Raw genomic sequence first — 23,698 nt, 5'->3', positions numbered from 1 at the left:
ACGTGACAGCATGTGAAAGCCACCTCAGGCCATGATCCTCTTGATCGACAATTATGACAGCTTCACCTTCAACATTGTGCATCATTTTGGTGCGCTAGGGGTGCACTGTGATGTACGGCGTAATGATGCGCTCAGCGTAGAAGACGCGCTTGCTCTTAAGCCGCAGGCAATTGTTTTATCGCCTGGCCCATGCGCTCCTGATGACGCGGGCATCTGTTGTGACCTGATCAAAGCTGCCGCTGGCCATATTCCTATCTTAGGAGTGTGCTTAGGGCATCAGGCTATTGGTCAAGTCTTTGGTGCTACCGTTGTACGGGCACCTGTGCCCATGCATGGTAAAATTAGCCCTGTAGAGCATGATAACACGGGTGTGTTTGCAGGTTTACCAAACCCTGTTGATGTTGTGCGCTACCATAGCTTGACCTTGGCCCCCGACAGCATTCCCGAAGTTCTGCGTGTGAATGCCAAGACCCAAGATGGGGTCATTATGGGAGTTCGCCACCGCGATTATGAAATTCATGGCGTGCAATTCCACCCAGAAAGCATCGCCTCTGTTGGCGGGAAAGACCTGTTCGCTAACTTCTTAGAATGTGCAGGCATCACGGTTCCTGAACCCGCATGACACAACTTTCTAACAGTTTACGAAAACTGGTCAAAGGCCAAGCTTTGTCGTCTCAGGATGCTGAAAACGCCATCCAAGATGTCATGCTTGGCACTGCAGACCCCATCCAACTTTCTGCATTTCTCACGGCACTCCATCTTCGTGGTGAAACTGAGCATGATCTGATAGGTGCCGTGCGTGCTGTTCGGCAGCATATGCATACGGTACCCAATGCACCAGAAGATACAATTGATGTCTGCGGCACAGGTGGTGACGGCTTAAATACGTTGAATGTTTCGACGGCTGTTGCCTTTGTCCTCGCTGGGATGGAGGTTCCTGTTGCCAAACACGGTAACAGAGCGCTGTCGTCACGCTCAGGTGCCACTGATGTCCTAGAACAGTTAGGCGTCAGCATTGATCAAGACCCGACTGTCCTTAGCCAGCGCTTACAACATGATGGTCTCGTGTTTTTGGCCGCACCATATCATCACCCGGCCTTACGTCATGCTGCCCCTGTGCGGAAAGCTTTAGGTTTTCGAACGCTTTTCAATCTCGTCGGCCCTTTATGTAACCCAGCATGTGTAAAACGGCAGTTATTGGGTGTTTTTGACATTCGCTGGCTGGAGCTTCTTGGAACTGTTCTTCATCAGTTGGGCAGCGTCTACACATGGACTATCCACAGCGAAACCGATGAAGGTGGTAGTGACGAGCTTACTTTGTCCGGCCTCAATCATATTTTCCGCTTTGAGCAAGGCGAGCGAAACCGTTTTGCCTTCCACGCCCATGACGTAGGCTTACCATCACGCCCCATTGCCGATTTGCGAGGCGGCACACCAGCTGAAAATGCCCGCTCTCTGAAAGCCATGCTCAATGGCCAACAAGGAGCATACCGAGACACCGTTTTGTTAAACACAGCAGCAGCCCTTCACGTCGCTGGACATGGATCCGTGATACAGGATAAGTGTTTTGACGAACGAGCTTTTGCCAACAACATAAAACGTGCAGCGCAGGCCATCGATAATGGTTCTGCCAACGCGGCCCTAGAGCGTGCAATATCTCCTGCTGGAATTCGCTCTGTCGCGCCTTTTACAAAGAATGTGGAACTATCATGACATTCCCCCTGAGCCGCATGGCTAAAACCTACGCTCCTGAAGGTCCGGATCAGTTCCCGGATACTGACATTCCTGCAACCACTATGGAGCCCATCCAAAACCCGAAGACGGATATTCAGGACAAAGGGGACGTCTTACAGCGCATTTGCGCACGCACCAGGCTGGATGTTGAGCAGCGCTCACAAAGCATGTCGCTCAAAGAAATTACTGCCCGCGCCCGCGAAGTCTCCACCCCCACACGCGGCTTCGGCAAAGCATTAAAGCACCTGACCGCCGATAAAAACGTTGGGTTGATTGCGGAAATCAAAAAGGCGTCACCATCTGCTGGCATTTTACGCCCGGATTATGACCCCGCAGGCATCGCGCGTGCTTATGCTAATGCTGGCGCTACTTGCTTGTCTGTCTTGACAGAAGGCTCCTGCTTCCACGGCAATACGGATGATATTCGTGTTGTACGCGAAGCATGCAGCCTACCCATTCTTCGGAAAGATTTTATCCTTGATCCTTGGCAAGTGCACGAAAGCCGCCTGATTGGCGCAGACTGCATTTTGTTAATTCTCGCGGCTCTCAGCGAGGACCAAACCGTTGAACTCATCGAAACGGCACGCGGTCTCGATATGGATGTTCTCGTCGAAGTGCATGATGAAGACGAATTAAACCGTGCCCTTGCGCTCGACACGTCTCTCATCGGTATTAATAACCGTAACCTACGCACCCTCAAAACAGACATCGAAACCACTCGCCAATTGGCACCACTGGTCCCACCAGATAGACTTGTCATATCTGAAAGTGGCATTCGTACCCAAGATGACGTTATACGGGTCGGTGAGGTTGGTGCGAGTGCGGTCCTTGTTGGTGAAAGCCTCCTGCGTGAAGACGATCCCGGCATAGCGGCACGACGCCTTTTAGGGTATGCGTAACCCACAAAATCATAGTGTTTAAACACCACTCGGAAGCGAAACATCTTTTGTTAGGGCTTCCGGTGCTGGTGTTCTGGGCAAACTCCCGGTAATAACACCATCAATTGACGTCACAGACTGATCGTTTGTGATGAAATCTATTTTTTCAGGAGACCGCCATGAACGAAACGGCGTCCGTTCCTGTCAAAGGGAATGGTCCGGCGCTGCCGCCGGAGACGATGAAGCGGGCCTACAAGGACATGCTCCTTGTGCGCCGTTTTGAAGAAAAGGCTGGTCAGCTTTACGGGATGGGCCTGATCGGTGGTTTCTGCCACCTGTATATTGGTCAAGAAGCCGTAGTCGTTGGTCTAGGCCTGCATATGAAGCAGGGCGATAAGTCCATCACGTCATACCGTGATCATGGACAGATGCTTGTTGCGGGTATGACCCCACGCGGCGTTATGGCCGAGTTGACCGGGCGTGAAGGGGGGTACTCCCGCGGCAAAGGCGGCTCAATGCACATGTTCTCCCGTGAAAAGGAGTTCTATGGTGGCCACGGGATCGTCGGTGCGCAGGTTGCACTTGGCACAGGCCTCGCTTTCGCTAACAAATACCGTGGCACAGATGAAGTTGCCATCGTGTACTTTGGGGAAGGCGCATCCTCCCAAGGACAGGTATTTGAAAGCTTTAACCTTGCAGCCCTGCATAAGCTGCCATGCGTTTATGTGATTGAAAACAATCGCTACGGCATGGGCACATCCATTGAGCGCGCTTCGGCATCCAAAGATTTGTCACGCAACGGCGCACCATGGAATATTCCGGGCCGCAAGGTTGATGGTATGGATGTTCTTGCTGTGCACCAAGCCGCACAAGAAGCCATCGCACATTGCCGCGCAGGGAAGGGCCCATATCTTCTGGAGATGGAAACCTACCGCTACCGTGGGCATTCCATGTCTGACCCAGCCAAGTATCGTGCACGAGACGAAGTCGAAGAGATGCGCCGTACGCGTGATCCGATCGAAACGCTCAAAGCTGAAATGGCAAAATGGGGCATCGACCCGGCTGAACTGAAAAGCATTGATGATGACGTTAAAGCCGTCGTTGCAGATGCCGTTGACTACGCAAAGACCTGCCCAGAGCCGGACCCTTCCGAGCTGTGGACTGATATTCTGGTGGAGGGCTAATCCATGGCATCTCTGATTCTGATGCCCGCACTGTCTCCCACCATGACAGAAGGCACCATCGCTCGTTGGACACGTAACCCCGGTGACGCTGTACAGTCGGGGGACGTGATTGCTGAAATCGAAACCGATAAAGCAACCATGGAAGTCGAAGCGACAGAAGACGGCATTTTCGGTAAAATCATCGTCGATGCAGGCACTGAAAATGTTGCTGTAAACACGCCGATTGCCGTGCTGCTAGAAGACGGTGAAGATGCATCTGCCGCAGACGCTCTATTGAACGGGTCAAGTGCATCATCTGCTAGTGCATCTTCTCATAACGCACCAACAGCAGATGCTCCCGTTGCAGTTGCACCCGTTGCAAAAGCCATCGAAGCCGAAAAAGAATGGGGCCCGACACGGGATATTACCGTTCGTGAAGCACTTCGTGACGCCATGGCCGCAGAACTGCGACGCGATGAAGATGTGTTTCTACTCGGCGAAGAAGTCGCCCAGTATCAAGGCGCATATAAAGTCAGCCAAGGCTTGCTGGACGAGTTCGGTGAAAAGCGCGTTATTGATACGCCTATTACCGAACACGGCTTTGCAGGCATGGCTGTTGGTGCCGCTCTAACAGGTCTAAAGCCTATCGTGGAGTTCATGACCATGAACTTCGCCCTACAAGCGGTTGATCATATCATCAACTCCGCGGCCAAAACGCTTTATATGTCCGGCGGTCAGATGGGGTGCCCCATCGTGTTCCGTGGACCAAACGGTGCCGCTGCCCGCGTAGGTGCACAACATTCACAATGTTTTGCCAGCTGGTATGCGCATATTCCCGGCCTCAAAGTCGTGGCACCTTGGTCTTCTGCTGACGCAAAAGGCCTATTGCGTGCGGCGATCCGTGATCCGAACCCGGTTGTGGTTTTAGAGAACGAAATCCTCTACGGGCAAAAATTTCCGTGCCCAGAAGATGAAGATTTCATCGTTCCTATCGGCAAAGCTAAAATTGAGCGTGAAGGCAAAGACGTTACCCTCGTTGCGTTCTCGATCATGGTCGGCGTTGCATTAGAAGCCGCCGCTAAGCTGGCAGAGGAGGGGATTGAAGCAGAAGTTATCAATCTGCGCACCATCCGTCCTCTAGATACGGAAACCATCATCAACAGCGTGAAGAAGACGAACCGTATCGTCTCTGTTGAGGAAGGGTGGCCCGTTGCTGGTATCGGTTCTGAGATATGCACGGTTGCTGTTGAACAAGCTTTTGATTGGCTTGATGCACCACCCGCGCGCGTCTGTGGGCTCGATATTCCGTTGCCTTACGCAGCGAACCTCGAAAAACTGGCACTTCCTAAGCCCGACTGGGTTGTGGATGCTGTACGCAAGCTGTTCCGGGACTGATCGTTATGGCCATTGAGATTTTGATGCCGGCCCTGTCGCCGACCATGACCGAAGGTAAGCTCGCACGCTGGCTAAAAGCAGAAGGCGATACCATTACATCGGGCGAAGTAATTGCTGAGATCGAAACCGATAAAGCAACTATGGAAGTCGAAGCTGTTGATGAAGGTATTCTCGGCCGCATTTTTGTGCCTGAGGGACAAGAAAATGTCGCGGTGAATGCTCCAATCGCTGTGCTGGTTGAAGACGGTGAAAGCGTTCCTGATGCCCCCGCATCACAGAATGCTGCTCCTACACCGGCACCTTCCGCGCCTGAGAAAAAAGCTGAATCAACACCAAAAGCAACTCCGGCAACGGAACCCGCAAGTGCTGAGCGCATTTTCGTTTCTCCGCTCGCACGGCGTTTAGCCCATGAGCAGGGCATTGCACTGAACAGCTTGAAGGGTACGGGACCAAATGGTCGTATTCTGAAGCGCGATGTTGAGCACGGTGCGGCTAAACCAGCCGTGTCCCCTGCCGTTGACGTTACGCCCGCTGCGCAAACAAACAGCGATGTGCAGCGTGTTCCGAACTCAACCATGCGTAAAGTTATTGCGCGTCGTCTGACGGAATCAAAAACGCAAGTTCCGCACTTCTATGTTTCAGTAGACATTGAACTAGACGCCTTGCTCGCCTTACGCTCGAAGCTGAACGGCGCGGCTCATGATGGTGCGTTCAAAATCTCTGTGAATGATATGATGATCAAGGCTGTTGCTCTTGCTCTGAAAAAGACCCCCGGTCTGAACGTTCAATTTACAGACGCTGAAACGCTACATTTCGACAATGTCGATATCTCTATGGCTGTTTCTATCCCTGATGGCTTAATCACGCCGATCATCCGTAATGCGGATACGAAATCTCTGCGCACAATCAGCGCAGAAGCCAAAGACCTTGCAAAACGCGCACGGGCAAACAAACTGAAGCCAGAAGAGTTCCAAGGTGGAACCTTCTCGATTTCAAATATGGGTATGTTTGGCGTTCGTGATTTCAGCGCGATTATCAACCCACCACAGGCTGCCATTTTAGCAATTGCTTCTGGCGAGAAGCGCCCTGTTGTGCGGGATGGTCAACTGGCTATTGCAACTGTGATGACGGCCACGCTGTCTGTTGACCATCGCGCTATTGACGGCGCTTTGGGAGCCCAGTGGCTCAACACGCTGCGTGACATTATTCATAATCCTTACACTCTGGTGGTCTGATCCATGTCTGAACTTTTTGATCTGATCGTGATCGGCGGCGGCCCGGGCGGATATGTTGCCGCGCTGCGCGCCAGTCAGCTCGGGCTGCGTGTTGCTGTCGTTGAGAGCACGCATCTGGGCGGCATCTGCCTGAACTGGGGTTGTATTCCCACAAAGGCGCTGCTGCGCTCTTCTGAAATCCATCACCAACTGCATAACCTCAGTGCATTTGGGTTTTCAGCCGACAATATTGCGTTCGACCTCGACAAAATCGTCGGTCGTTCGCGTGGTATTGCACGTCAAATGGGGCGAGGCATTGGGCATTTGCTCAAGAAAGCCAAGGTCCCAACATATGATGGCTTTGCAAAACTCAATGGCCGAGAAGGCGAAGCACATCGCGTAGACGTTACAAAAGACGGCAATGCTGTTGCGACGCTCAAGGCGCCACATGTCATCCTCGCTACAGGCGCAAGAGCACGTCAACTTCCCGGCTTGGAAACAGATGGCAAGCTGATCTGGAGCGCTCGTGAAGCCATGACCCCAAAAGAGCTACCTAAGCGTCTTTTGGTTATTGGCTCTGGTGCAATTGGTGTCGAGTTTGCATCTTTTTATCGCAATATGGGCTGTGACGTTACCATTGCTGAAGTCGCTGATCGTATTTTGATTGCCGAAGATCCAGAAATCAGCGCTGCTGCTCGTAAATCTTTTGAAAAGCAGGGGATGAAAATCATCACCGGCGCAAAAGTCGGGCCGCTTAATCGTGGCGAGAATGAAGTATCCACCACGATCGAAAGCGCCGCTGGTAAGGTTGATCTCACCGTTGACCGCGTCATCTGTGCTGTCGGGATTGTTGGCAACGTCGAAGACCTTGGCCTTGAAGGCACCAAGGTTCAGGTCGATCGTACGCACATCATTACTGATGAATTCTGCCGCACAGGTGAGACCGGCATTTATGCCATTGGCGATGTTGCTGGTGCTCCATGGCTTGCGCATAAAGCATCCCATGAAGGCATTATTTGCGTTGAAAAAATTGCTGGCCGCTCTCCTGAGCCATTGCATGCTCTCAATGTTCCAGGCTGCACCTATTCCCGCCCACAGATCGCCTCTGTTGGTTTGAGTGAAGAAAAAGCCATCGCTGCCGGTCACAAAGTACGCGTAGGTCGCTTCCCATTCATTGGTAACGGCAAAGCTGTTGCAATGGGTGAAACAGAAGGGCTGGTTAAAACTGTTTTTGATGCAAAGACAGGTGAGCTACTGGGCGCTCATATGATTGGCGCTGAAGTGACAGAGATGATCCAAGGCTATGTCATTGCCCGGACTGGTGAACTGACCGAAGCAGAGTTGATGGAAACGGTTTTCCCGCATCCAACAATTTCTGAAACAATGCATGAGGCAACCTTGTCAGCCTTTGACGGCGCGTTGCATATCTAACGCATGTCTCAACGCATTACGATAGACCACCGCCAGTCTACTGGCATTGCACCTCCGGCAGTGACGGAGCCCAAAACGGGGCTCCGTCACCCGGAGAAGGCGCATCGGCCTGATAACCCAATCCAGCGCAAACCTGCATGGATACGGGTAAAAGCACCGAACCATCCCGTGTACCATGAAACACGGAAGCTGATGCGTGACAGCAATCTTGTGACCGTCTGTGAGGAAGCCGCGTGCCCGAATATCGGGGAATGCTGGTCTCAACGTCATGCCACCATGATGATCATGGGGGAAATTTGCACGCGTGCCTGTGCGTTTTGTAACGTCACCACAGGCTTACCAAAAGCATTAGATGATGATGAACCAAGGCGCGTCGCAGATGCGGTAGCAAAACTAGGCTTACGTCATGTGGTCATTACATCTGTTGACCGTGATGACTTGGCTGATGGCGGGGCACGCCATTTCGCCCGTGTTATCAATGCTATTCGTGACGCATCCCCCAGCACGACGATCGAAATCCTAACTCCAGATTTCATGCGTAAAGATGGAGCCCTGGAAATTGTTGTGGAAGCACGCCCCGATGTGTTCAATCACAATATCGAGACCGTGCCACGTTTATACCCGACAATTCGCCCCGGGGCGCGCTACTATCAATCGCTCCGTTTGTTAGACGGTGTTAAACGCTTAGACCCTTCGATTTTCACAAAATCTGGGCTTATGCTGGGATTGGGAGAAGAACGCTTGGAAGTGTGGCAGGTGATGGATGATTTCCGAGTGGCCGATGTCGACTTTTTGACATTAGGGCAGTACCTTCAGCCTACCCCAAAACATGCTGCGGTGGCTGAGTTCGTTACGCCAGAATCTTTTGAAAGCTATGCCAAAACGGCCCGCGTCAAAGGTTTTTTACAGGTCAGTGCTTCCCCCTTAACACGCTCTTCTTACCATGCTGATAGTGACTTTGCGCAATTACGCGCCGCCCGAAACAGCCGACTGAAAGACATCACCTGATGCCGACTCATGCCGAGCAGCGCCTCATTGCTTACACGCCAGAACAGCTTTTTGATCTTGTCGCTGATGTCGGGAAGTATCCACAGTTTCTGCCGTGGTGCGTTAAAGCTGTTGTCAAAAGTCATACAGAAACAGAGCTTGTTGCTGACTTAACAGTCGGCTTTGGACCTTTTCGCGAAAGCTTTACAAGCAGAGTCACCTTGGATCGGCCTTTGCGTATTCATGTACGCTATGAAAAAGGCCCTTTCCGCTATTTAAATAACGTCTGGACATTTACAACAGATCCCCGCGGTTGCTTGGTCGACTTCTTCGTGGACTTTGAGTTTAAGTCCCGATTGCTTCAGAATGCGATGGGCGTTGTCTTTAATGAAGGTGTTCGTCTCATGGTCTCAGCCTTCATTAAACGTGCTCGTGATATTTACGGGACCAACCAAGTGGAAAAGAAGCGTTAATTTTTGTTTTTTAAAAACCACCTAATCTTCTGTACGTTGAGTTTGAGGAACAAAAAACGTTTCAAGAGAAGGATTAGGTCATGATGAAAAAAGCTTTTTTCGCTGCACTGGCTCTGACGGCTGCTGTTTCTTCAACAACACCAGCTTTTGCAAAGCATCACGGTCACCATCATCATAAAAAATCCAGCAAGGTTGCTGCAAAGGCTGCACCGCAAGCATCAGCAGAATCTTCCGCAACAGACGCCCTGAACAGCGGCTCACTGCAAAAAGCACAAACGCCAGTTGCAGCTCCTGTACAAGCTCCTACCGCACCAGCGCCTGTCAGCGGTCAGTAATTTTTTGAGATTTTATACCCCCTCATAAAAAGTGAGGGGGTATAAAACTTTAACCGTGTTGCGGTGCAGCGCGCCGCGCGGCAAAGTTCCCTATGGCTTGGATTAAGCCAACCAAAGCAATCAGCACGATAACAACAGCAACCATCACTTGGGTATTAAACCTTTGATATCCATAACGTATGGCCAGGTCTCCCAAACCACCGGCACCGATAGCGCCAGCCATCGCAGAGGCCCCCGTTAAGGTGATGAGCGTGACCGTCAAACCACTAATCAAACTCGGCATCGCTTCTGGTATCACACCATAGCAAATCACCATCCAACGTGAGCCGCCCATAACCTGAACAGCCTCTATCAAACCCGTATCAACGCCACGCAAAGCAATTTCCGCAATACGCGCGTAATATGGAATTGCGGCAATCGATAGTGGTACAATTGCTGCTGCCGTTCCTAAAGACGTACCAACAATCCAACGTGTGACGGGCAGTAAAATTACCAACAAAATGATAAACGGCACCGCCCGTAACGCATCAATTAATAAACTAAGTGGGCGCGCGATCCACGGGCTTCCGTAGAGTTCTTTACGGCTCGCTGAAAAGACCATCACAGCCAAAGGCAAGCCCACCAATAATGATATTGCGCCTGCAGCCAGCACCATTATTAAAGTTTGCTCAGTGGCCTGAAGAACAAGATTAATGATGACCCGGGACATAACCCAAAACCTCCGTGAGTTGTGTCTTCTCCGACAAATAACGTGAGATGTTATCCGTCAAAGGTACATTAAGCGTCAGGATCATATCTACCGTTTCTACTCCTGCACACATAGAAGCGCCACCGGCGACCAAAACGGCCTGAGCAGAAAAATTCTCAGTAAGCTCCGACAGAAATGCCGTCTGAGCCGACGCTCCCACCAGCACCACACGTATAACCACACTCCAGTCAACGTGCGCTTCTTGCGTTAATGCGTCTTGCAATTGAGGCGGCAGAGTAGGGCGGGTTTCATTTAACAGTGCCTGAATAGCCGGCGGATTGTGAGACCGCGTCAACAGGTCCAACATTCCGCCATCATGCACCAGTGCTCCTTGCTCCAAGACCAGAACACGCTGCGCAAAACGGCGGATAACCTCCATCTCATGTGTAATGAGAATAATCGTCAAACCCAGTGTGCGGTTAATGTCGCTCAGCAGATCCAGAACCGTTGTCGTACTTTGCGGGTCTAAGGCAGAGGTCGCTTCATCGCACAACAACAAAGACGGATCATTAGCAAGCGCACGGGCAATACCCACACGTTGTTTCTGCCCACCAGAAAGCTGTGCAGGGTATTTGGAATGATGCTCTGACAGCCCAACCAGATCTAATAACTCAGCAACACGCGCTTGGCGTTTTTGGGCAGACCAGCCTGCAATCTTCAGCGGAAGAGCCACATTTTGCGTGACGGTTCGGGTTTCCAACAAATTAAAATGTTGAAAAACCAAACCGATACCTTGCCGAGCTTTACGCAAATCACGTTCAGAAAGTGATGTAATATCCTGATTCTGAAGTATAATATTTCCAGAATCAGGCTTTTCCAAACCACACAGCGCACGCAGTAATGTTGACTTTCCAGCTCCTGACGGCCCGATAAGTCCGACGATCTCACCTTTCTGTACCTGGAAAGAAATATCTTTCAGAACAGGGGTGCCTGCAAAACTATGCTGCAGGTCAACAACATTGAGAACGTTCATTGCCACGCCGGAAGCGTTGAGCCGTGATATACATCTAGCAGAGCCTGACGAACATTCGGCTGTTGATATGCAGCGACTAACGGCTTCACCCATGCAGCATGCACATTCTCATCATTTACCGAGATAAAGTTTGTGTAAGCATTATGCTGCAAAGCTTCTTGCGCAATGCGCTGACGCACAACGTCAATCCCAGCTTTTTGTGCCCAGTCCGTGTTCACAACCGCCGCATCCAGATCTGACAATGTGCGCCCCACCACACCGGCATCGAGCTCTTTCACGTTCAAATCACGTGGGTTCTCCGTAATATCCAACGTTGTTGGCAGTAGCCCGGCAGACGGTGAGACCTTGATCAAGCCCTGAGCCTGTAGCAACAAAAGTGCACGCCCTTCATTGCTTGGGTCGTTCGGCACGCCAATCGTTGCGCCCTTCGGCAAAGCAGCAACAGAAGACCATTTTGATGAATACAGGCCAATCGGTGAGACATACATGTCTCCCACTGGCGTAATGTGGAAACCATGTGCTTCCACTTGTGCCTTTAAAAATGGCCCATGCTGGAAAGCATTTGCATCCAACTCATGTTCTGCCAAAGCTTCATCCGGAAGGTTGTAGTCTGAGAATGTCACCACTTCGACATTCAGGCCGCTTTTACGGGCATTAGCTGCCACAACACGCCACACATCCTCATCTTCGCCAGACATGATACCAACACGTACACGCGTTAAAGCAGCATCTGCTGCACGCACACGTGACAAGGATGCAGCCCCAGCAAAAGCCGCAAAGGCTGACAAAGTACGACGACGAGACAACATAGTGACCTCCTTAAGCACAGTATCAAGAAATTAAATAAACGAATTGACGAATGGATAATGTCATTTGTGCAAAATGTCTATGCAATACACAATTTTTCTAGAGTGATAATAACATCTGCAAAGCGTGACATACGCTCGAATGGCGGATCGCACGACGGTCCCCAGAAAAAAAGCAACGTTGCACACGAGTCTCTTTCCCCTTAGCCGCAAGAGCAAAGCAAACCGTTCCGACAGGTTTATACGCTGAGCCACCACCGGGCCCTGCGATGCCAGTTACAGACAAAGCCAATGTGGCCGTAGGCACGGCATATAATGCCCCCTCTGCCATTTCTTGTGCTGTTTGCTCACTCACCGCGCCATAATGCTCTAAAGTGGCCCCGCTGACCCCCACCAAGACCTGCTTCAGAGTATTCGAATATGTAACCAAACCGCCTTCTACTACGGCCGAGGAGCCGGCAATATCGGTCAAAGACGCCGCAATCATGCCTCCTGTACAGCTTTCAACCGTGATAATTTTTTCGCCCTGATCTTGTAAAAATGATATCACTTTCCTGGAAAGTGAAAAAAGATCAGCATTACTCATGAAATGCACTCTCAACAGAGTAGAGCGTGATATTGGCCTCGATGTTTAATACATACAAACGCGTTTCTCGATAAGGCAAACGCTCGATCCAATCCAACAATGTCTCATCATTCAATTGCGCCACCGGTGGGTTCGCCTTTAACCAAAGATCCACTCGATGCGGTCCCGCATTATAAGACGCCAGCGCATAAGGAATAACATGATCAAAACGCTCTAAAAGCTGACGAATATACGCACTACCCACAATCAAATTGGTATGCGGGTCTTTCAAACCTCCCGCGGAGACATCGTAGCCATGCAAATGTGCACGCCGCACAACATCACGCGCGGCACCGGGTAAAAGTTGCAACAACCCCACAGCATGCGCAGCACTCAACGCATCAGGATTAAATGCACTTTCCTGCCGCGCAACTCCCAAAATAATACCCTCAGGCAAATCAGCATCAACTGGCCACGGATTAGGGTACCCCTGCGGATACAAACTATACCCTAACCGCGCCAAACTATGTGACGCAGCAACTGCACCGGCGGGAACATGCAAGGCCAATGATAAATCTGCGACAGCCTTTTGTCCCTCAGGAGATGGGTTCACCGTTTGCAGAAGCAGCAAAAAAAGACGCGCATGATCGTAATCCCCAATCTCCGCCAAACTCTGTGCCGCTTCGATGAGGTCAGAACGTGTTAAACGGGCAGGAGAGGGCTGTATCTGGCCAGAAAGTGCATCGTGTAGCGCTTGCTGAAACCCGACCGTGCCCGTTTCGCCGTTTAATAAAGCACTCTGGTCGGTCAGCGCGGCCAACGCTAATTGCCCATGCAGCATTGTCGGGTAACGTGACGCTGCACGATATGCTTGGCGTGCTTGGTTATCCTCACCAAGAGCCGCATAACTCCGACCAGACCAATACCAACCCGATGCACGAAAACGTAAAGCTTGTGCATCATGAAGTGTACTAAAATGTGCCAGCGCCTCTTGAGGTGTACCCAACACGCGTAAGGCGATAAATCCAGACAGCTCTTCTGCTTCAAGCCGTGCAGTATCGCCCAACGGCAAAGTCACATCCCGTGCTAATCGGGCCGCATCATCATTCCGTCCGAACAGCAGAAATGTCCGCGCCAATGTAAGACGTTCATTCGTCCATATGGCGGAGGGAGCGTGACGTTGCGCTGCTGCACCGCGCGTATCCCATAACGCTAGAACATCATCGAGGCGTTCTGCGCGCCTTAGAAAATGCATGTATTCACGCAGCACTACAGGATCATTTTTTTGCTGCTCGGGGAGCGATGCAAAAGCCGCGTCAGCATCTGCCGAAGAGGTATGTAAGGCTAAATGCGCCAAAGCTAACGGTTTCTGCGCCAATGTAAGACGCACCAGCTGATGACGTGCTGCCGTCAAGCGTCCAGAACCGGCTAAACTTTCAAACCGTTGCCACTGATCATTCGCTGTAAAAACATTACCAAAGCGCTGCTCTAATGCAGCCTCCTCCAGCCCATCCCCCGCACCATCACGCCATAATGTGCGCGCTAACTGGTCAACATGCGGAAGGTACGACGCACAATTCAAAACAGCTCCCGGCAGGCTCAAAGGCAGCCCTGAACATAAAGCCTGCAGCTGTGCGGCATCTGTTTCTTGAGATAGTGCCGTCTGATAACGCCACATGAGACGACTATGCTCAGGCCAAATGGGTCCATTTTTCAAGAACGCAGCATAACGCTCCGCAGGATATGTAGCGCCATCTGTTCCCGTGAGCGTTAACCACTCCTGTAATCGGGCAGAGAGGGGTGCAGCGTCAACGTGCTCTAAAACCCCGTGCAAACTTAAGCAACCTGCGGCCATGCATAACAGAGCAGCACGCCGAAGAGTTGTCATCCGATTAGTAAACAACATGCTGCCAGACCTCGCCGCCACCTTTAAGAATCAGCTCAATAGACACGAACAGAACAATGGCCAGCCCAATCCATGCAATCCAACGGTAACGCTCCAAAAGCCGTGCAATCAACGAAGCCGCAAGAGCCATCATAAGAACAGATGCTATCAGACCAAAGACCAACACCCACGGATGCCCGACTGAAGCGCCAGCAACCGCTAAAACGTTATCCACACTCATGGATAAATCAGCGGCAATAATACGCAAAATAGCAGTACTTAAGCGGGAAGGGGCCTCCACATTTGGCCCCGTTTGCTCGTGGCGCAATTCATGAAACATGCGTGCACAGACCCAGAGCAATAATAAGCCTCCTGCAAGGGTGAGGCCAATGATGGATAAAAGTTTTGCAGCCACCAGCGCCAATACAATGCGCAAAACTGCCGATAAAAATGTCCCCGCAAAGATGGCGCGCGTCCGGTCTTTCCCTGCGAGTTGACGCACTGCAAGGCCAATGACGACAGCGTTATCACCAGCCAGCGTGATATCAATCAGCGTGACCTGAGCAAGAGCAAAAAGGGTATGGAGGATAGAATCGGGTGACAAAGGTTGTGCTTTCCTAAAAGCGATCCGTGCAATGTTCTCGTATTTGGTCTAAGCAACCCCCGTAAAGACCTTAAGGTCGTGACCCACACGCTTTTCGGAGTTCGCATGGTCCCCCGCTATAGCCGCCCTCAGATGACCGCCATCTGGTCCCCCGCCAACCGCTACCGCATCTGGTTCGAAATCGAAGCCCTTGCATGCGAAGCTATGGCCGAGCAGGGCGCGATCCCCGCAGAAGCCGCCCGCGTTATCCGTGAAAAGGGCGACGCCGCACTTGCTGCTTTCTCTGACGCTGATCTCGCACGCATCGATGAAATCGAAGCAGAAACGCGCCATGACGTCATTGCGTTCCTTACATGGCTGGCAGAAAAAGTTGGCCCAGAAAGCCGCTTTGTCCATCTAGGCATGACGTCTTCTGACGTTTTGGACACCTGCTTATCTGTTCAATTGACACAAGCCGCTGATCTTCTTCTTGAGGATATGGACCGTGCTTTGGAAGCGCTGAAAACCCGCGCTTATGAACACAAAAACACGGTTACCATTGGCCGAAGCCACGCGATTCACGCTGAACCCACCAGCTTCGGCCTGAAGCTTGCTGGACATTATGCAGAATTCGCGCGTGGCCGTGAGCGTCTGGTGCAAGCGCGCAAAGAAATTGCCGTATGCGCCATTTCAGGTGCTGTTGGCACATACGCACATATTGACCCAGCGATTGAAGAATATGTTGCGGCAAAGCTCGGCCTTGAAGCCGAAAGCGTGTCTACGCAGGTTATTCCGCGTGACCGCCATGCAGCTTTCTTCTGTGCTCTCGGCGTTATCGCGAGCAGCATTGAGCGCTTGTCCGTAGAAGTTCGTCATCTGCAACGCTCAGAAGTGCGTGAAGCAGAAGAGTTCTTCCACAAGGGGCAAAAAGGCAGCTCCGCCATGCCGCATAAGCGTAACCCCGTTCTGTCTGAAAATCTGACAGGCTTGGCGCGTCTTATCCGTTCGCATGTTGTGCCTGCGTTGGAAAATGTTGCGCTATGGCATGAGCGGGATATCAGCCATTCCTCCGTTGAACGTAACATCTGCCCTGATGCGACCATCGGCCTCGACTTCGCGCTGATCCGCATGGCCAGCATGATGGAGAAGCTGGTCGTCTATCCTGAGCAAATGATTGCCAACATGGAAAGCCTTGGCGGCGTCGTACACTCTGGTGAAGTTCTGCTGGCATTGGCCCGTGCAGGCATCTCCCGTGAAGATGCGTACAAAATCGTACAGCGCAATGCGATGGCGACATGGACGCGCCTTAACCAACCAGATGGCCGCAGCTTCCGTGAAAACCTTGATGCTGACCCAGAAGTCAAAGACCGTATCGACGCATCCGTGCTCGACAAAGCCTTTGACCCGGCACAGCACCTGGCCAAGGTTGACCGTATTTTCACGCGCGTTTTCGGCTAAAAAACCACAGGGGGGATGCTTCTCTCATCCGCCCCTCGCAGTTCACGCGCTGTGATGCTATGGGAGCGGAATACTCCGCTTGACACATCGGGCCTGCATCAGTCGTTCAGAGTGGTGACAGGGCCCGATACATTGCAACAAGGATAGCCAATGGCCCGCCGCCGCCAGATCTACGAAGGCAAAGCCAAGGTCCTGTTTGAAGGCCCTGAACCGGGAACGCTCGTCCAGTATTTCAAAGATGATGTCACCGCCGGTAACGGTGAGAAAAACGGCATCATTACCGGGAAGGGCGTGCTGAATAACCGCATCAGCGAATATCTGATGCAGCATCTGCACGACATCAATATTCCAACCCACTTCCTGCGTCGCCTCAATATGCGTGAGCAATTGATCCGCGAAGCAGAGATCATTCCCCTCGAAGTTGTTGTGCGTAACGTAGCTGCTGGCTCTATTGCCAAGCGTCTCGGCCTCGAAGAGGGCACACGCCTGCCACGCACCATCATCGAGTACTACTACAAAAATGACTCGCTGAATGACCCTATGGTGTCAGAAGAGCACATTGCTGCGTTCAACTGGGCTGCTCCGCAGGACCTTGATGAAATGAACGCTCTAGCACTGCGCACCAATGACTTCCTGATGGGTATGTTCTCTGGTGCAGGCATTACGCTGGTTGATTTCAAGCTCGAATTCGGTCGCGTGTGGGAAGGTGAGGAGATGCGCATCATCCTCGCCGATGAAATCTCACCCGATAACTGCCGTCTTTGGGATACAAAGACCAGTGAGCGCATGGACAAAGATCGCTTCCGCCGTGACCTCGGCAAAGTAGGGGAAGCGTATCAAGAAGTAGCACGTCGCCTCGGCATTCTGCCGGAGGCTGGAAATGGTGACCTCAAGGGTCCGGAGGCAGTTCAATGAAAATCCGTGTTTTCGTATCCCTGAAGGAAGGCGTTCTTGACCCACAGGGTAAGGCTATTGGCCACGCTCTGGACACATTGGGCTTCAAAGGCCTTGGTGAAGTCCGCGTAAGCCGTGTGGTTGATCTGGACGTTCCAGCAACGGATAAAGCTACAGCATTAGAGCAAGGTGCAGCTATGGCGCGCGCTCTGCTGGCTAATGAAGTCATCGAAGACTTTTCTGTTGAGGTGGCTGCATGAAGACGCTGCTTGCCCTCACTGCGGCAGCATCGCTTCTGACACTCGGCACTACTGCGCACGCACAACGTGTATCCAAGGTAAGCGGCCGTATGCTGGGCTCTATGTGCACCAATGCACGTTCAGCGCCTCTGTGTGACGCATACCTTGCCGGTGTGACAGACAGCGAAGTCTGGTCCAAAAAATATGACGAGCATGCGAATGACGGCAATGCGCCTGTTGCATTCTGCGTGCCCGACAGCGAAACAACAGCACATCTGCGCGAGAGCGTTGTGTCATGGTTGCACCGTCATGACGATGCTCTGACACAGTCAGCGGGCAAAGGCGTTTATCGGGCTCTGCACGAAGCCTACCCTTGCCACGGCGCGACGGAGGACAAAAAATGAAAGCGGGTATCGTCGTATTCCCCGGGACAAACCGGGAGCGCGACATGGCACAGGCGCTCAAGCTGATTTCTGGCCATGCTCCGCGTATGATCTGGCATCAAGAAACATCTTTGGGTGACCTTGATCTCGTCGTTCTCCCCGGTGGCTTTAGCTTTGGTGACTATCTGCGTAGTGGCGCGATGGCCGCACATTCGCCCATCATGGCAGATGTCAAAGCGTTCGCTGAGCGCGGTGGCCACATTCTCGGTGTGTGCAACGGCTTCCAAATCCTAACGGAATCTCACCTTCTGCCGGGTGCGCTTCTGCGTAATGCAGGCCTGCGCTTCCTGTCGCAAGATTGCCACCTGAAGGTTGAGAACGCGACATCTCCATTCACACGCGGATGGAAAGCGGGCGATGTGTTCCGTTCACCTATGGCGCACGGAGACGGTAACTACACCGCCTCTCAAGACACGCTCGATCGTCTTGAAGGGGAAGGCCGTGTTGCCTTCCGCTACGCCACAGCCAATGGCACGGTGGCGGCAGATAATGTTTCTGCCAACCCTAACGGTAGCGACCGTGCCATTGCGGGCATTCTGAGCGAAAATGGCCGTGTTTGTGGCCTGATGCCGCACCCTGAAAACCTGACTGACCCAGCGATTGGTGGCACGGATGGCGTGCCTCTATTCCGCGGGCTTGTGGAGGCACTTGTCGGATGAGCGTGAAGGTTGATGCCACTCTCGCCCAGTCCTTCGGGCTGACCAGCGTAGAATATGATAAAGTTCTCACCATTATGGGCCGCACCCCGAGCTTTACTGAGCTCGGTGTATTCTCGGTCATGTGGTCCGAGCACTGCTCTTACAAATCATCACGTCTTCACCTGAAGACACTGCCGACTAAGGCTCCTTGGGTCATTCATGGCCCCGGCGAGAATGCTGGTGTGGTTGATATTGGTGAAGGTTTGGCGGCCGTCTTTAAGATGGAAAGCCATAACCACCCATCCTTTATCGAGCCTTACCAAGGTGCAGCCACCGGCGTTGGCGGCATTTTGCGTGACGTCTTCACCATGGGCGCGCGTCCCGTTGCTAACCTGAACGCACTGCGTTTTGGTGATGCAAAAAACCCCGGTACGCGTCGCATCGTTGACGGCGTCGTGCGCGGTATTGGTGGTTACGGCAACTGCGTTGGCGTCCCAACCGTTGGTGGCGAAGTTAACTTCCATAAGGCATATGACGGCAACCCGCTCGTTAATGCCATGACAGTTGGCATTGCGAAACAAGACAAGATCTTCCTGTCTGCCGCGGCTGGTGTTGGTAACCCGGTTGTTTACGTCGGCTCCAAAACTGGGCGTGATGGCATTCATGGCGCTACCATGTCTTCTGCCGAGTTTGATGATGAAGCAGCGTCCAAGCGCCCAACCGTTCAAGTCGGTGACCCGTTCATCGAAAAGCTTCTGATTGAAGCTTGCCTTGAACTAATGGCAACGGATGCAATCGTTGCTATTCAGGATATGGGTGCCGCTGGTCTGACCTCTTCTTCCGTGGAAATGGCCGGGAAGGGTGGCGTTGGCATTGAGTTGAACCTTGATGCTGTACCACAACGCGAACCGAACATGACGGCATATGAAATGATGCTGTCTGAGAGCCAAGAGCGTATGCTCATGGTGCTCAAGCCAGAACGCACCGAAGAAGCGCGCGCTATCTTCGAAAAGTGGGAACTGGACTTCGCGGTTATTGGGCACCTGACCGATACGGGCAACATTACCGTCAAGCATAATGGTGCCGTAGAAGCTGATATTCCGCTAGCGCCGCTGGCTGAAGAAGCACCAATCTACGACCGCCCACGTGCACCACTCGAAGCACCACGTCATATTCAACCACCGGCTGATCCGGTTGGCATTGAACATGCACTGCTCACGCTTATCGCATCACCAGACCTCGCATCACGCGCATGGATCTGGAACCAGTATGACAGCCTTGTTGGCGGTCAAACGGTTCAGCGCCCCGGTGGAGCTGATGCTGCGATTGTGCGCGTTGAGGACACCAAACTTGGCTTAGCGCTGACAACCGATTGTACGCCACGTTACTGCCAAGCTGACCCTCATGCAGGTGGCGCACAAGCCGTTGTTGAAGCATGGCGCAACATCACGGCAACGGGCGCAACACCTCTCGCCGTGACGGACAACCTTAACTTCGGCAACCCAGAACGCCCAGAAATCATGGCTCAGTTCGCTGAAGCGATTAAGGGTATGGGTGAAGCATGCCGTGCGCTCGACTTCCCAGTCGTGAGCGGCAACGTGTCTCTATATAACGAAACACGTTCTCCGACAGGTCTACCGCAAGCCATTCTTCCTACCCCAGCGATTGGCGCTTTGGGGGTTTTCCAAGACGTTTCCAAATCCGTCGGCCTGGCCATGCCAGACCAAAAGGAGCTGGTACTGATTGGTGAAATCCGTGGTGAACTTGGTCAGTCACTCTGGCTGCGTGAAATTTGCCACCGTGAAGAGGGCGCTCCGCCACGTATTGATTTGGTCGCTGAACGCCGCAACGGTGATTTCGTCCGTAGCCAGATTCAAAACGGCACTGTGTCTGCTTGTCACGACATTGCTGATGGCGGCCTGCTCATCACGCTGGCAGAAATGGTGATGGCGAGTGGCGTTGGCTGCTCCTTGGCCGAACACCCAGCGAGCTTGCCTCACCAAGCCTTCTGGTTCGGTGAAGATCAAGCATGCTATGTTGTCGCGACTGATAATGCTGCATCATTCATCTCAGCTGCTGAAAAAGCAGGCGTGCCAGCACGTCACTTAGGTCACTCCGGTGGCACAGCACTGAATATGGCCGATGGTATTTCCGTTGAAGCAACGCGCCTGCGTGATTTGAATGCAGCATTCCTTCCAGCGCTCATGGGGCAGGATTCCTAATTATGCCGATGACCGCACAGGAAATCGAACGTACGATTCGTGAAGCACTGCCCGATGCCAAGATTGAAATCGAAGATCTAGCTGGGGATGGTGACCATTATGCCTGCGCTGTGACCAGCGAAGCATTCCGTGGTTTGCCGCGCATTCGTCAACACAAGCTCGTCTATGACGCATTTGGTACCCGTATGGGCACTGAACTGCATGCGATGGCGCTACGCACGATTGTGCCTGAATAAAAGAGACGCTTGAGCCACCTCTTGAAGTTCCTGCACTGAGCAAGCACCTTAGTGATGAGATCCAGCCGTAGGGCGGAAACTGTTTCCGCCCTACACAATAAGGAATATCCCATGCCTGAGACCGTGTTTCAGCACATTCAGAACCTGATCGATACTAACCCTGTCATGCTGTTCATGAAGGGCGATAAGCTTTTCCCACAATGCGGTTTCTCTGCACGTGTTGTTCAAATTCTCTCCCATCTGGGTGTGACGTTTGAAACATGCAACGTGCTTGAAAGCCCCGAAATCCGTCAGGGGATCAAGGATTTTTCACAATGGCCAACCGTTCCTCAGCTTTATGTCAAAGGTGAGTTCATCGGCGGTTGTGATATTGTGACTGACATGTACCAAAATGGTGAGCTTGAAACGCTGATGTCTGAAAAAGGCATTGCTATTGCTAATGCATAAATCCGTAGAAGCAGGTTAATACCTGCTTACTATCTGGGTTTTATCCAGCTTTGTGCACGCCACATTCCTGCCATGTTGTTACCAAACATGGCAGGATCTTGATTTTTTTTGAATATACCACTATCGGGCTTGCCGTCCGCGCCTATAACAGCTTACGGTCATACCTATCAGCAGGTACGGATATTTTCTAATGGCGCGAAGCGTTTTCAAAGTCATGATCAGCGGCCTATCAGGGGTTGCCGTTTCTCTTGGGGCAGGGCATGCCATCGCACGGCCCGCAATCACGGATTATGAAGCTAGCCGACTGACGCTTGGCGCTTTGACGGCTGTTCCTGTTTATCACCGTCCCGTGATGCATATCATCCGCCACCGCCATGATACTCATGCAACGGCACTCGCCATGAATGCACACCGCTCCACGGCTATGATCCGCTCCGTTTCTTATAGAACGCATGTTTCCGTCGCTACACACCACCACGCAGCAAAACACCGCCGCACGTAAGACGACTTACCGTCTTAATGGCGAGATATGTTTTATCTCGCCGCGACTACTCTTGGCGAAAAGCGTTTTTAATACGCTTCATGGTCCCAGCATAATCGACAAAGACACAATCAAAGCGTGTCTCCGATCTGCGCCATTCTTCTTTTGTCGCCCAAATAAAATCAAATGCCGCGATCAGACGTGTTCTCTGCTTTTCGCTTAATGCTTCCGCGCCAGCCTTTAAACAGCGCCGACGTTTCACCTCAACTACAACCAAGCATTCATCCGTACAAATGAGCAGGTCAATCTCACCAAAAGGGGTTTTTAACCGCTCTGCGAGCACAACATATCCTGCTTCTTGTAAACGTGCTGCAACCAACGCTTCCGCCTCTAAGCCGGAGCGATAAGATCGTAACCCTTGTGAGGAACGACGCTGCAGCAAAGGAGGCGGTATACTCATTTTACAGGCGTGACCGCAGAATCCGCGCGGCGTCTAACGCAAAATACGTCAAGACTGCATTACAACCAGCGCGACGGAATGCCAGAAGGCTTTCCATAATCGTCTGATCCCGATCCAACCACCCATTTTGGAAAGCTGCTGCCATCATCGCGTATTCACCCGATACTTGGTACGCGAAGGTGGGCACCTTGAACTCATCACGCACACGGCGAATAATATCCAGATAGGGCATACCCGGCTTGACCATGACCATATCTGCGCCTTCTTCAAGGTCACGCGCGACTTCTATAAGGGCTTCATCCGAGTTGGCAGGGTCCATCTGATAGGTCTTTTTATCGCCTGTCAGCAGACCGCCAGAACCGAGCGCATCACGAAACGGTCCATAATACGCCGAAGCATATTTTGCAGAATACGCCATAATACGCGTATCTTGCATCCCATCATCATCAAGCGTTTCTCTAATTTTACGGACACGACCATCCATCATATCCGATGGAGCAACAATATCATTACCTGCGCGTGCCTGATTTAGTGCCTGAGCCGCTAAAATCTCAACCGAAATATCATTCAGAACACGACCATTCTCAATGATCCCATCATGTCCATGATCAGTATATGGATCCAGCGCAACATCCCCAATAATCCCAAGATCAGGGAAAGCCTCTTTCAGACACCGTGATGCACGACACATTAGATTTTCAGGGTTCAGCGCTTCAGTTCCACGAGCATCGCGCAATTCTGTTGGTGTAATGGGAAAGAGAGCAATAGCTGGAATACCCAACTCAACCGCGGGCCGCACATGCTCTACCAACACATCAAGACTAACCCGAATAACCCCCGGCATCGAAGCGACCGCTTGTCGTTGTTGTGTGCCCTCACACACAAAAACAGGCCAGATCAAATGATCAGGCAATAACGTATGCTCGCGCACCAGAGTACGAGTGAAAGCGTCATGCCGATTACGGCGTGCTCGGGAGAGGGGAAAGCTTCCATAAGACATGACGCAACGA

The 23,698-nt window shown here is 52.1% G+C and carries 27 protein-coding genes; 19 read left to right on the top strand and 8 right to left on the bottom strand.

Features of this window, described 5'->3' with window-relative positions; all coding sequences use genetic code 11:
- Positions 1–31: 31 nt before the first annotated feature.
- The 10 genes from KB213_RS06535 to KB213_RS06490 all read left to right on the top strand — a co-directional run bounded on the left by KB213_RS06535 (position 32) and on the right by KB213_RS06490 (position 9,610).
- On the top strand, positions 32–622 hold the full coding sequence (locus tag KB213_RS06535; RefSeq protein WP_211681408.1) for an anthranilate synthase component II: 591 nt from the start codon (positions 32–34) through the stop codon (positions 620–622).
- Positions 619–1,713, top strand: a complete 1,095-nt coding sequence (trpD, locus tag KB213_RS06530) for an anthranilate phosphoribosyltransferase (RefSeq protein ID WP_211681406.1) — start codon at positions 619–621, stop codon at positions 1,711–1,713. The genes KB213_RS06535 and trpD overlap by 4 nt, the downstream gene beginning before the upstream one ends.
- Positions 1,710–2,633 (top strand): indole-3-glycerol phosphate synthase TrpC, encoded by a 924-nt coding sequence (trpC, locus tag KB213_RS06525; RefSeq protein ID WP_211681404.1) that lies wholly within the window; start codon positions 1,710–1,712, stop codon positions 2,631–2,633. Before trpD ends, trpC begins: the two co-directional genes overlap by 4 nt.
- Before the next feature lie 158 nt (positions 2,634–2,791).
- Positions 2,792–3,796 carry a pyruvate dehydrogenase (acetyl-transferring) E1 component subunit alpha gene (gene pdhA, locus KB213_RS06520; RefSeq protein ID WP_211681402.1) on the top strand — a complete coding sequence of 335 codons (1,005 nt, stop codon included), beginning with the start codon at positions 2,792–2,794 and terminating at the stop codon, positions 3,794–3,796.
- Positions 3,797–3,799: 3 nt separating this feature from the next.
- Entirely contained in the window at positions 3,800–5,170 is a 1,371-nt protein-coding gene (locus tag KB213_RS06515) for a pyruvate dehydrogenase complex E1 component subunit beta (RefSeq protein ID WP_211681400.1), read from the top strand.
- Positions 5,171–5,175: 5 nt separating this feature from the next.
- Entirely contained in the window at positions 5,176–6,405 is a 1,230-nt protein-coding gene (locus tag KB213_RS06510) for a pyruvate dehydrogenase complex dihydrolipoamide acetyltransferase (RefSeq protein ID WP_211681398.1), read from the top strand.
- Positions 6,406–6,408: 3 nt separating this feature from the next.
- Entirely contained in the window at positions 6,409–7,815 is a 1,407-nt protein-coding gene (gene lpdA, locus KB213_RS06505) for a dihydrolipoyl dehydrogenase (RefSeq protein WP_211681396.1), read from the top strand.
- Positions 7,816–7,818: 3 nt separating this feature from the next.
- Positions 7,819–8,823, top strand: coding sequence for a lipoyl synthase (lipA, locus tag KB213_RS06500; RefSeq protein WP_211681394.1), 1,005 nt, complete (start codon positions 7,819–7,821; stop codon positions 8,821–8,823).
- A complete protein-coding gene (locus KB213_RS06495) occupies positions 8,823–9,275 on the top strand; it encodes a type II toxin-antitoxin system RatA family toxin (RefSeq protein ID WP_211681392.1) in 453 nt (150 codons plus the stop codon). Before lipA ends, KB213_RS06495 begins: the two co-directional genes overlap by 1 nt.
- An 80-nt stretch (positions 9,276–9,355) precedes the next feature.
- On the top strand, positions 9,356–9,610 hold the full coding sequence (locus KB213_RS06490; RefSeq protein WP_211681390.1) for a hypothetical protein: 255 nt from the start codon (positions 9,356–9,358) through the stop codon (positions 9,608–9,610).
- Positions 9,611–9,659: 49 nt separating this feature from the next.
- On the opposite strand, the gene KB213_RS06485 is transcribed toward KB213_RS06490, so the two are convergent.
- From KB213_RS06485 to KB213_RS06460, 6 genes are all read right to left on the bottom strand, one after another.
- On the bottom strand, positions 9,660–10,319 hold the full coding sequence (locus tag KB213_RS06485) for a methionine ABC transporter permease (RefSeq protein ID WP_211681389.1): 660 nt from the start codon (positions 10,317–10,319) through the stop codon (positions 9,660–9,662).
- A complete protein-coding gene (locus KB213_RS06480; RefSeq protein WP_211681386.1) occupies positions 10,300–11,331 on the bottom strand; it encodes a methionine ABC transporter ATP-binding protein in 1,032 nt (343 codons plus the stop codon). Before KB213_RS06480 ends, KB213_RS06485 begins: the two co-directional genes overlap by 20 nt.
- Positions 11,328–12,140, bottom strand: coding sequence for a MetQ/NlpA family ABC transporter substrate-binding protein (locus tag KB213_RS06475; protein WP_211681384.1), 813 nt, complete (start codon positions 12,138–12,140; stop codon positions 11,328–11,330). The genes KB213_RS06480 and KB213_RS06475 overlap by 4 nt, the downstream gene beginning before the upstream one ends.
- Positions 12,141–12,237: 97 nt before the next feature.
- Positions 12,238–12,723 (bottom strand): CinA family protein, encoded by a 486-nt coding sequence (locus KB213_RS06470; protein ID WP_211681382.1) that lies wholly within the window; start codon positions 12,721–12,723, stop codon positions 12,238–12,240.
- On the bottom strand, positions 12,716–14,608 hold the full coding sequence (locus KB213_RS06465; protein WP_249110304.1) for a lytic transglycosylase domain-containing protein: 1,893 nt from the start codon (positions 14,606–14,608) through the stop codon (positions 12,716–12,718). The genes KB213_RS06470 and KB213_RS06465 overlap by 8 nt, the downstream gene beginning before the upstream one ends.
- Positions 14,595–15,191 carry a YjbE family putative metal transport protein gene (locus tag KB213_RS06460; RefSeq protein WP_211681380.1) on the bottom strand — a complete coding sequence of 199 codons (597 nt, stop codon included), beginning with the start codon at positions 15,189–15,191 and terminating at the stop codon, positions 14,595–14,597. Before KB213_RS06460 ends, KB213_RS06465 begins: the two co-directional genes overlap by 14 nt.
- 105 nt (positions 15,192–15,296) lie before the next feature.
- Between KB213_RS06460 and purB the strand changes: the two genes are divergently transcribed.
- From purB to KB213_RS06415, 9 genes are all read left to right on the top strand, one after another.
- The gene (gene purB, locus KB213_RS06455; protein ID WP_068172094.1) at positions 15,297–16,628 is read left to right on the top strand and encodes an adenylosuccinate lyase; all 1,332 of its coding nucleotides are present in this window, start codon (positions 15,297–15,299) and stop codon (positions 16,626–16,628) included.
- Positions 16,629–16,778: 150 nt separating this feature from the next.
- Positions 16,779–17,543 (top strand): phosphoribosylaminoimidazolesuccinocarboxamide synthase, encoded by a 765-nt coding sequence (gene purC, locus KB213_RS06450; RefSeq protein ID WP_068172091.1) that lies wholly within the window; start codon positions 16,779–16,781, stop codon positions 17,541–17,543.
- A complete protein-coding gene (purS, locus tag KB213_RS06445) occupies positions 17,540–17,782 on the top strand; it encodes a phosphoribosylformylglycinamidine synthase subunit PurS (RefSeq protein ID WP_068172087.1) in 243 nt (80 codons plus the stop codon). The genes purC and purS overlap by 4 nt, the downstream gene beginning before the upstream one ends.
- Positions 17,779–18,165: a Rap1a/Tai family immunity protein gene (locus KB213_RS06440; RefSeq protein WP_068172083.1), complete on the top strand. Its 387-nt coding sequence runs from the start codon at positions 17,779–17,781 to the stop codon at positions 18,163–18,165. The genes purS and KB213_RS06440 overlap by 4 nt, the downstream gene beginning before the upstream one ends.
- Positions 18,162–18,863 (top strand): phosphoribosylformylglycinamidine synthase subunit PurQ, encoded by a 702-nt coding sequence (purQ, locus tag KB213_RS06435; RefSeq protein WP_068172081.1) that lies wholly within the window; start codon positions 18,162–18,164, stop codon positions 18,861–18,863. Before KB213_RS06440 ends, purQ begins: the two co-directional genes overlap by 4 nt.
- Complete coding sequence (gene purL / locus KB213_RS06430) at positions 18,860–21,064, top strand: phosphoribosylformylglycinamidine synthase subunit PurL (RefSeq protein WP_068172080.1); 2,205 nt, start codon at positions 18,860–18,862, stop codon at positions 21,062–21,064. The genes purQ and purL overlap by 4 nt, the downstream gene beginning before the upstream one ends.
- A 2-nt stretch (positions 21,065–21,066) precedes the next feature.
- Positions 21,067–21,300 carry a BolA/IbaG family iron-sulfur metabolism protein gene (locus KB213_RS06425; protein ID WP_068172078.1) on the top strand — a complete coding sequence of 78 codons (234 nt, stop codon included), beginning with the start codon at positions 21,067–21,069 and terminating at the stop codon, positions 21,298–21,300.
- 111 nt (positions 21,301–21,411) lie between these two features.
- The gene (gene grxD, locus KB213_RS06420; protein ID WP_068172074.1) at positions 21,412–21,747 is read left to right on the top strand and encodes a Grx4 family monothiol glutaredoxin; all 336 of its coding nucleotides are present in this window, start codon (positions 21,412–21,414) and stop codon (positions 21,745–21,747) included.
- 190 nt (positions 21,748–21,937) lie between these two features.
- Positions 21,938–22,249, top strand: a complete 312-nt coding sequence (locus tag KB213_RS06415; RefSeq protein ID WP_211681378.1) for a hypothetical protein — start codon at positions 21,938–21,940, stop codon at positions 22,247–22,249.
- A gap of 46 nt (positions 22,250–22,295) precedes the next feature.
- Here the strand turns inward: KB213_RS06415 and KB213_RS06410 are convergent, their stop codons facing one another.
- Together KB213_RS06410 and hemB are read right to left on the bottom strand one after the other, a co-directional pair.
- The gene (locus KB213_RS06410; RefSeq protein ID WP_211681376.1) at positions 22,296–22,688 is read right to left on the bottom strand and encodes a YraN family protein; all 393 of its coding nucleotides are present in this window, start codon (positions 22,686–22,688) and stop codon (positions 22,296–22,298) included.
- Position 22,689: 1 nt separating this feature from the next.
- Positions 22,690–23,688: a porphobilinogen synthase gene (hemB, locus tag KB213_RS06405; RefSeq protein ID WP_211681374.1), complete on the bottom strand. Its 999-nt coding sequence runs from the start codon at positions 23,686–23,688 to the stop codon at positions 22,690–22,692.
- Positions 23,689–23,698: the final 10 nt, after the last annotated feature.

Origin of the sequence: Neokomagataea anthophila (genome assembly GCF_018122595.1) — a bacterium.
GTDB lineage: Bacteria > Pseudomonadota > Alphaproteobacteria > Acetobacterales > Acetobacteraceae > Gluconobacter > Gluconobacter anthophilus.
Note: the sequence above shows the minus strand (reverse complement) of the source record. Positions and strands in the feature narration are given on the sequence as shown.

Coding starts and splice junctions, on each gene's coding strand:
- KB213_RS06475 (WP_211681384.1), bottom strand. CDS start 12,140: ATGTTGTCTCGTCGTCGTACTTTGTCAGCCTTTGCGGCTTTTGCTGGG.
- KB213_RS06480 (WP_211681386.1), bottom strand. CDS start 11,331: ATGAACGTTCTCAATGTTGTTGACCTGCAGCATAGTTTTGCAGGCACC.
- KB213_RS06490 (WP_211681390.1), top strand. CDS start 9,356: ATGATGAAAAAAGCTTTTTTCGCTGCACTGGCTCTGACGGCTGCTGTT.
- grxD (WP_068172074.1), top strand. CDS start 21,412: ATGCCTGAGACCGTGTTTCAGCACATTCAGAACCTGATCGATACTAAC.
- trpC (WP_211681404.1), top strand. CDS start 1,710: ATGACATTCCCCCTGAGCCGCATGGCTAAAACCTACGCTCCTGAAGGT.
- KB213_RS06535 (WP_211681408.1), top strand. CDS start 32: ATGATCCTCTTGATCGACAATTATGACAGCTTCACCTTCAACATTGTG.
- lpdA (WP_211681396.1), top strand. CDS start 6,409: ATGTCTGAACTTTTTGATCTGATCGTGATCGGCGGCGGCCCGGGCGGA.
- KB213_RS06440 (WP_068172083.1), top strand. CDS start 17,779: ATGAAGACGCTGCTTGCCCTCACTGCGGCAGCATCGCTTCTGACACTC.
- pdhA (WP_211681402.1), top strand. CDS start 2,792: ATGAACGAAACGGCGTCCGTTCCTGTCAAAGGGAATGGTCCGGCGCTG.
- KB213_RS06410 (WP_211681376.1), bottom strand. CDS start 22,688: ATGAGTATACCGCCTCCTTTGCTGCAGCGTCGTTCCTCACAAGGGTTA.
- purB (WP_068172094.1), top strand. CDS start 15,297: ATGGTCCCCCGCTATAGCCGCCCTCAGATGACCGCCATCTGGTCCCCC.
- purC (WP_068172091.1), top strand. CDS start 16,779: ATGGCCCGCCGCCGCCAGATCTACGAAGGCAAAGCCAAGGTCCTGTTT.
- hemB (WP_211681374.1), bottom strand. CDS start 23,688: ATGTCTTATGGAAGCTTTCCCCTCTCCCGAGCACGCCGTAATCGGCAT.
- purQ (WP_068172081.1), top strand. CDS start 18,162: ATGAAAGCGGGTATCGTCGTATTCCCCGGGACAAACCGGGAGCGCGAC.
- KB213_RS06465 (WP_249110304.1), bottom strand. CDS start 14,608: ATGTTGTTTACTAATCGGATGACAACTCTTCGGCGTGCTGCTCTGTTA.
- KB213_RS06515 (WP_211681400.1), top strand. CDS start 3,800: ATGGCATCTCTGATTCTGATGCCCGCACTGTCTCCCACCATGACAGAA.
- purS (WP_068172087.1), top strand. CDS start 17,540: ATGAAAATCCGTGTTTTCGTATCCCTGAAGGAAGGCGTTCTTGACCCA.
- KB213_RS06425 (WP_068172078.1), top strand. CDS start 21,067: ATGCCGATGACCGCACAGGAAATCGAACGTACGATTCGTGAAGCACTG.
- KB213_RS06510 (WP_211681398.1), top strand. CDS start 5,176: ATGGCCATTGAGATTTTGATGCCGGCCCTGTCGCCGACCATGACCGAA.
- KB213_RS06485 (WP_211681389.1), bottom strand. CDS start 10,319: ATGTCCCGGGTCATCATTAATCTTGTTCTTCAGGCCACTGAGCAAACT.
- KB213_RS06495 (WP_211681392.1), top strand. CDS start 8,823: ATGCCGACTCATGCCGAGCAGCGCCTCATTGCTTACACGCCAGAACAG.
- trpD (WP_211681406.1), top strand. CDS start 619: ATGACACAACTTTCTAACAGTTTACGAAAACTGGTCAAAGGCCAAGCT.
- purL (WP_068172080.1), top strand. CDS start 18,860: ATGAGCGTGAAGGTTGATGCCACTCTCGCCCAGTCCTTCGGGCTGACC.
- KB213_RS06470 (WP_211681382.1), bottom strand. CDS start 12,723: ATGAGTAATGCTGATCTTTTTTCACTTTCCAGGAAAGTGATATCATTT.
- KB213_RS06415 (WP_211681378.1), top strand. CDS start 21,938: ATGGCGCGAAGCGTTTTCAAAGTCATGATCAGCGGCCTATCAGGGGTT.
- lipA (WP_211681394.1), top strand. CDS start 7,819: ATGTCTCAACGCATTACGATAGACCACCGCCAGTCTACTGGCATTGCA.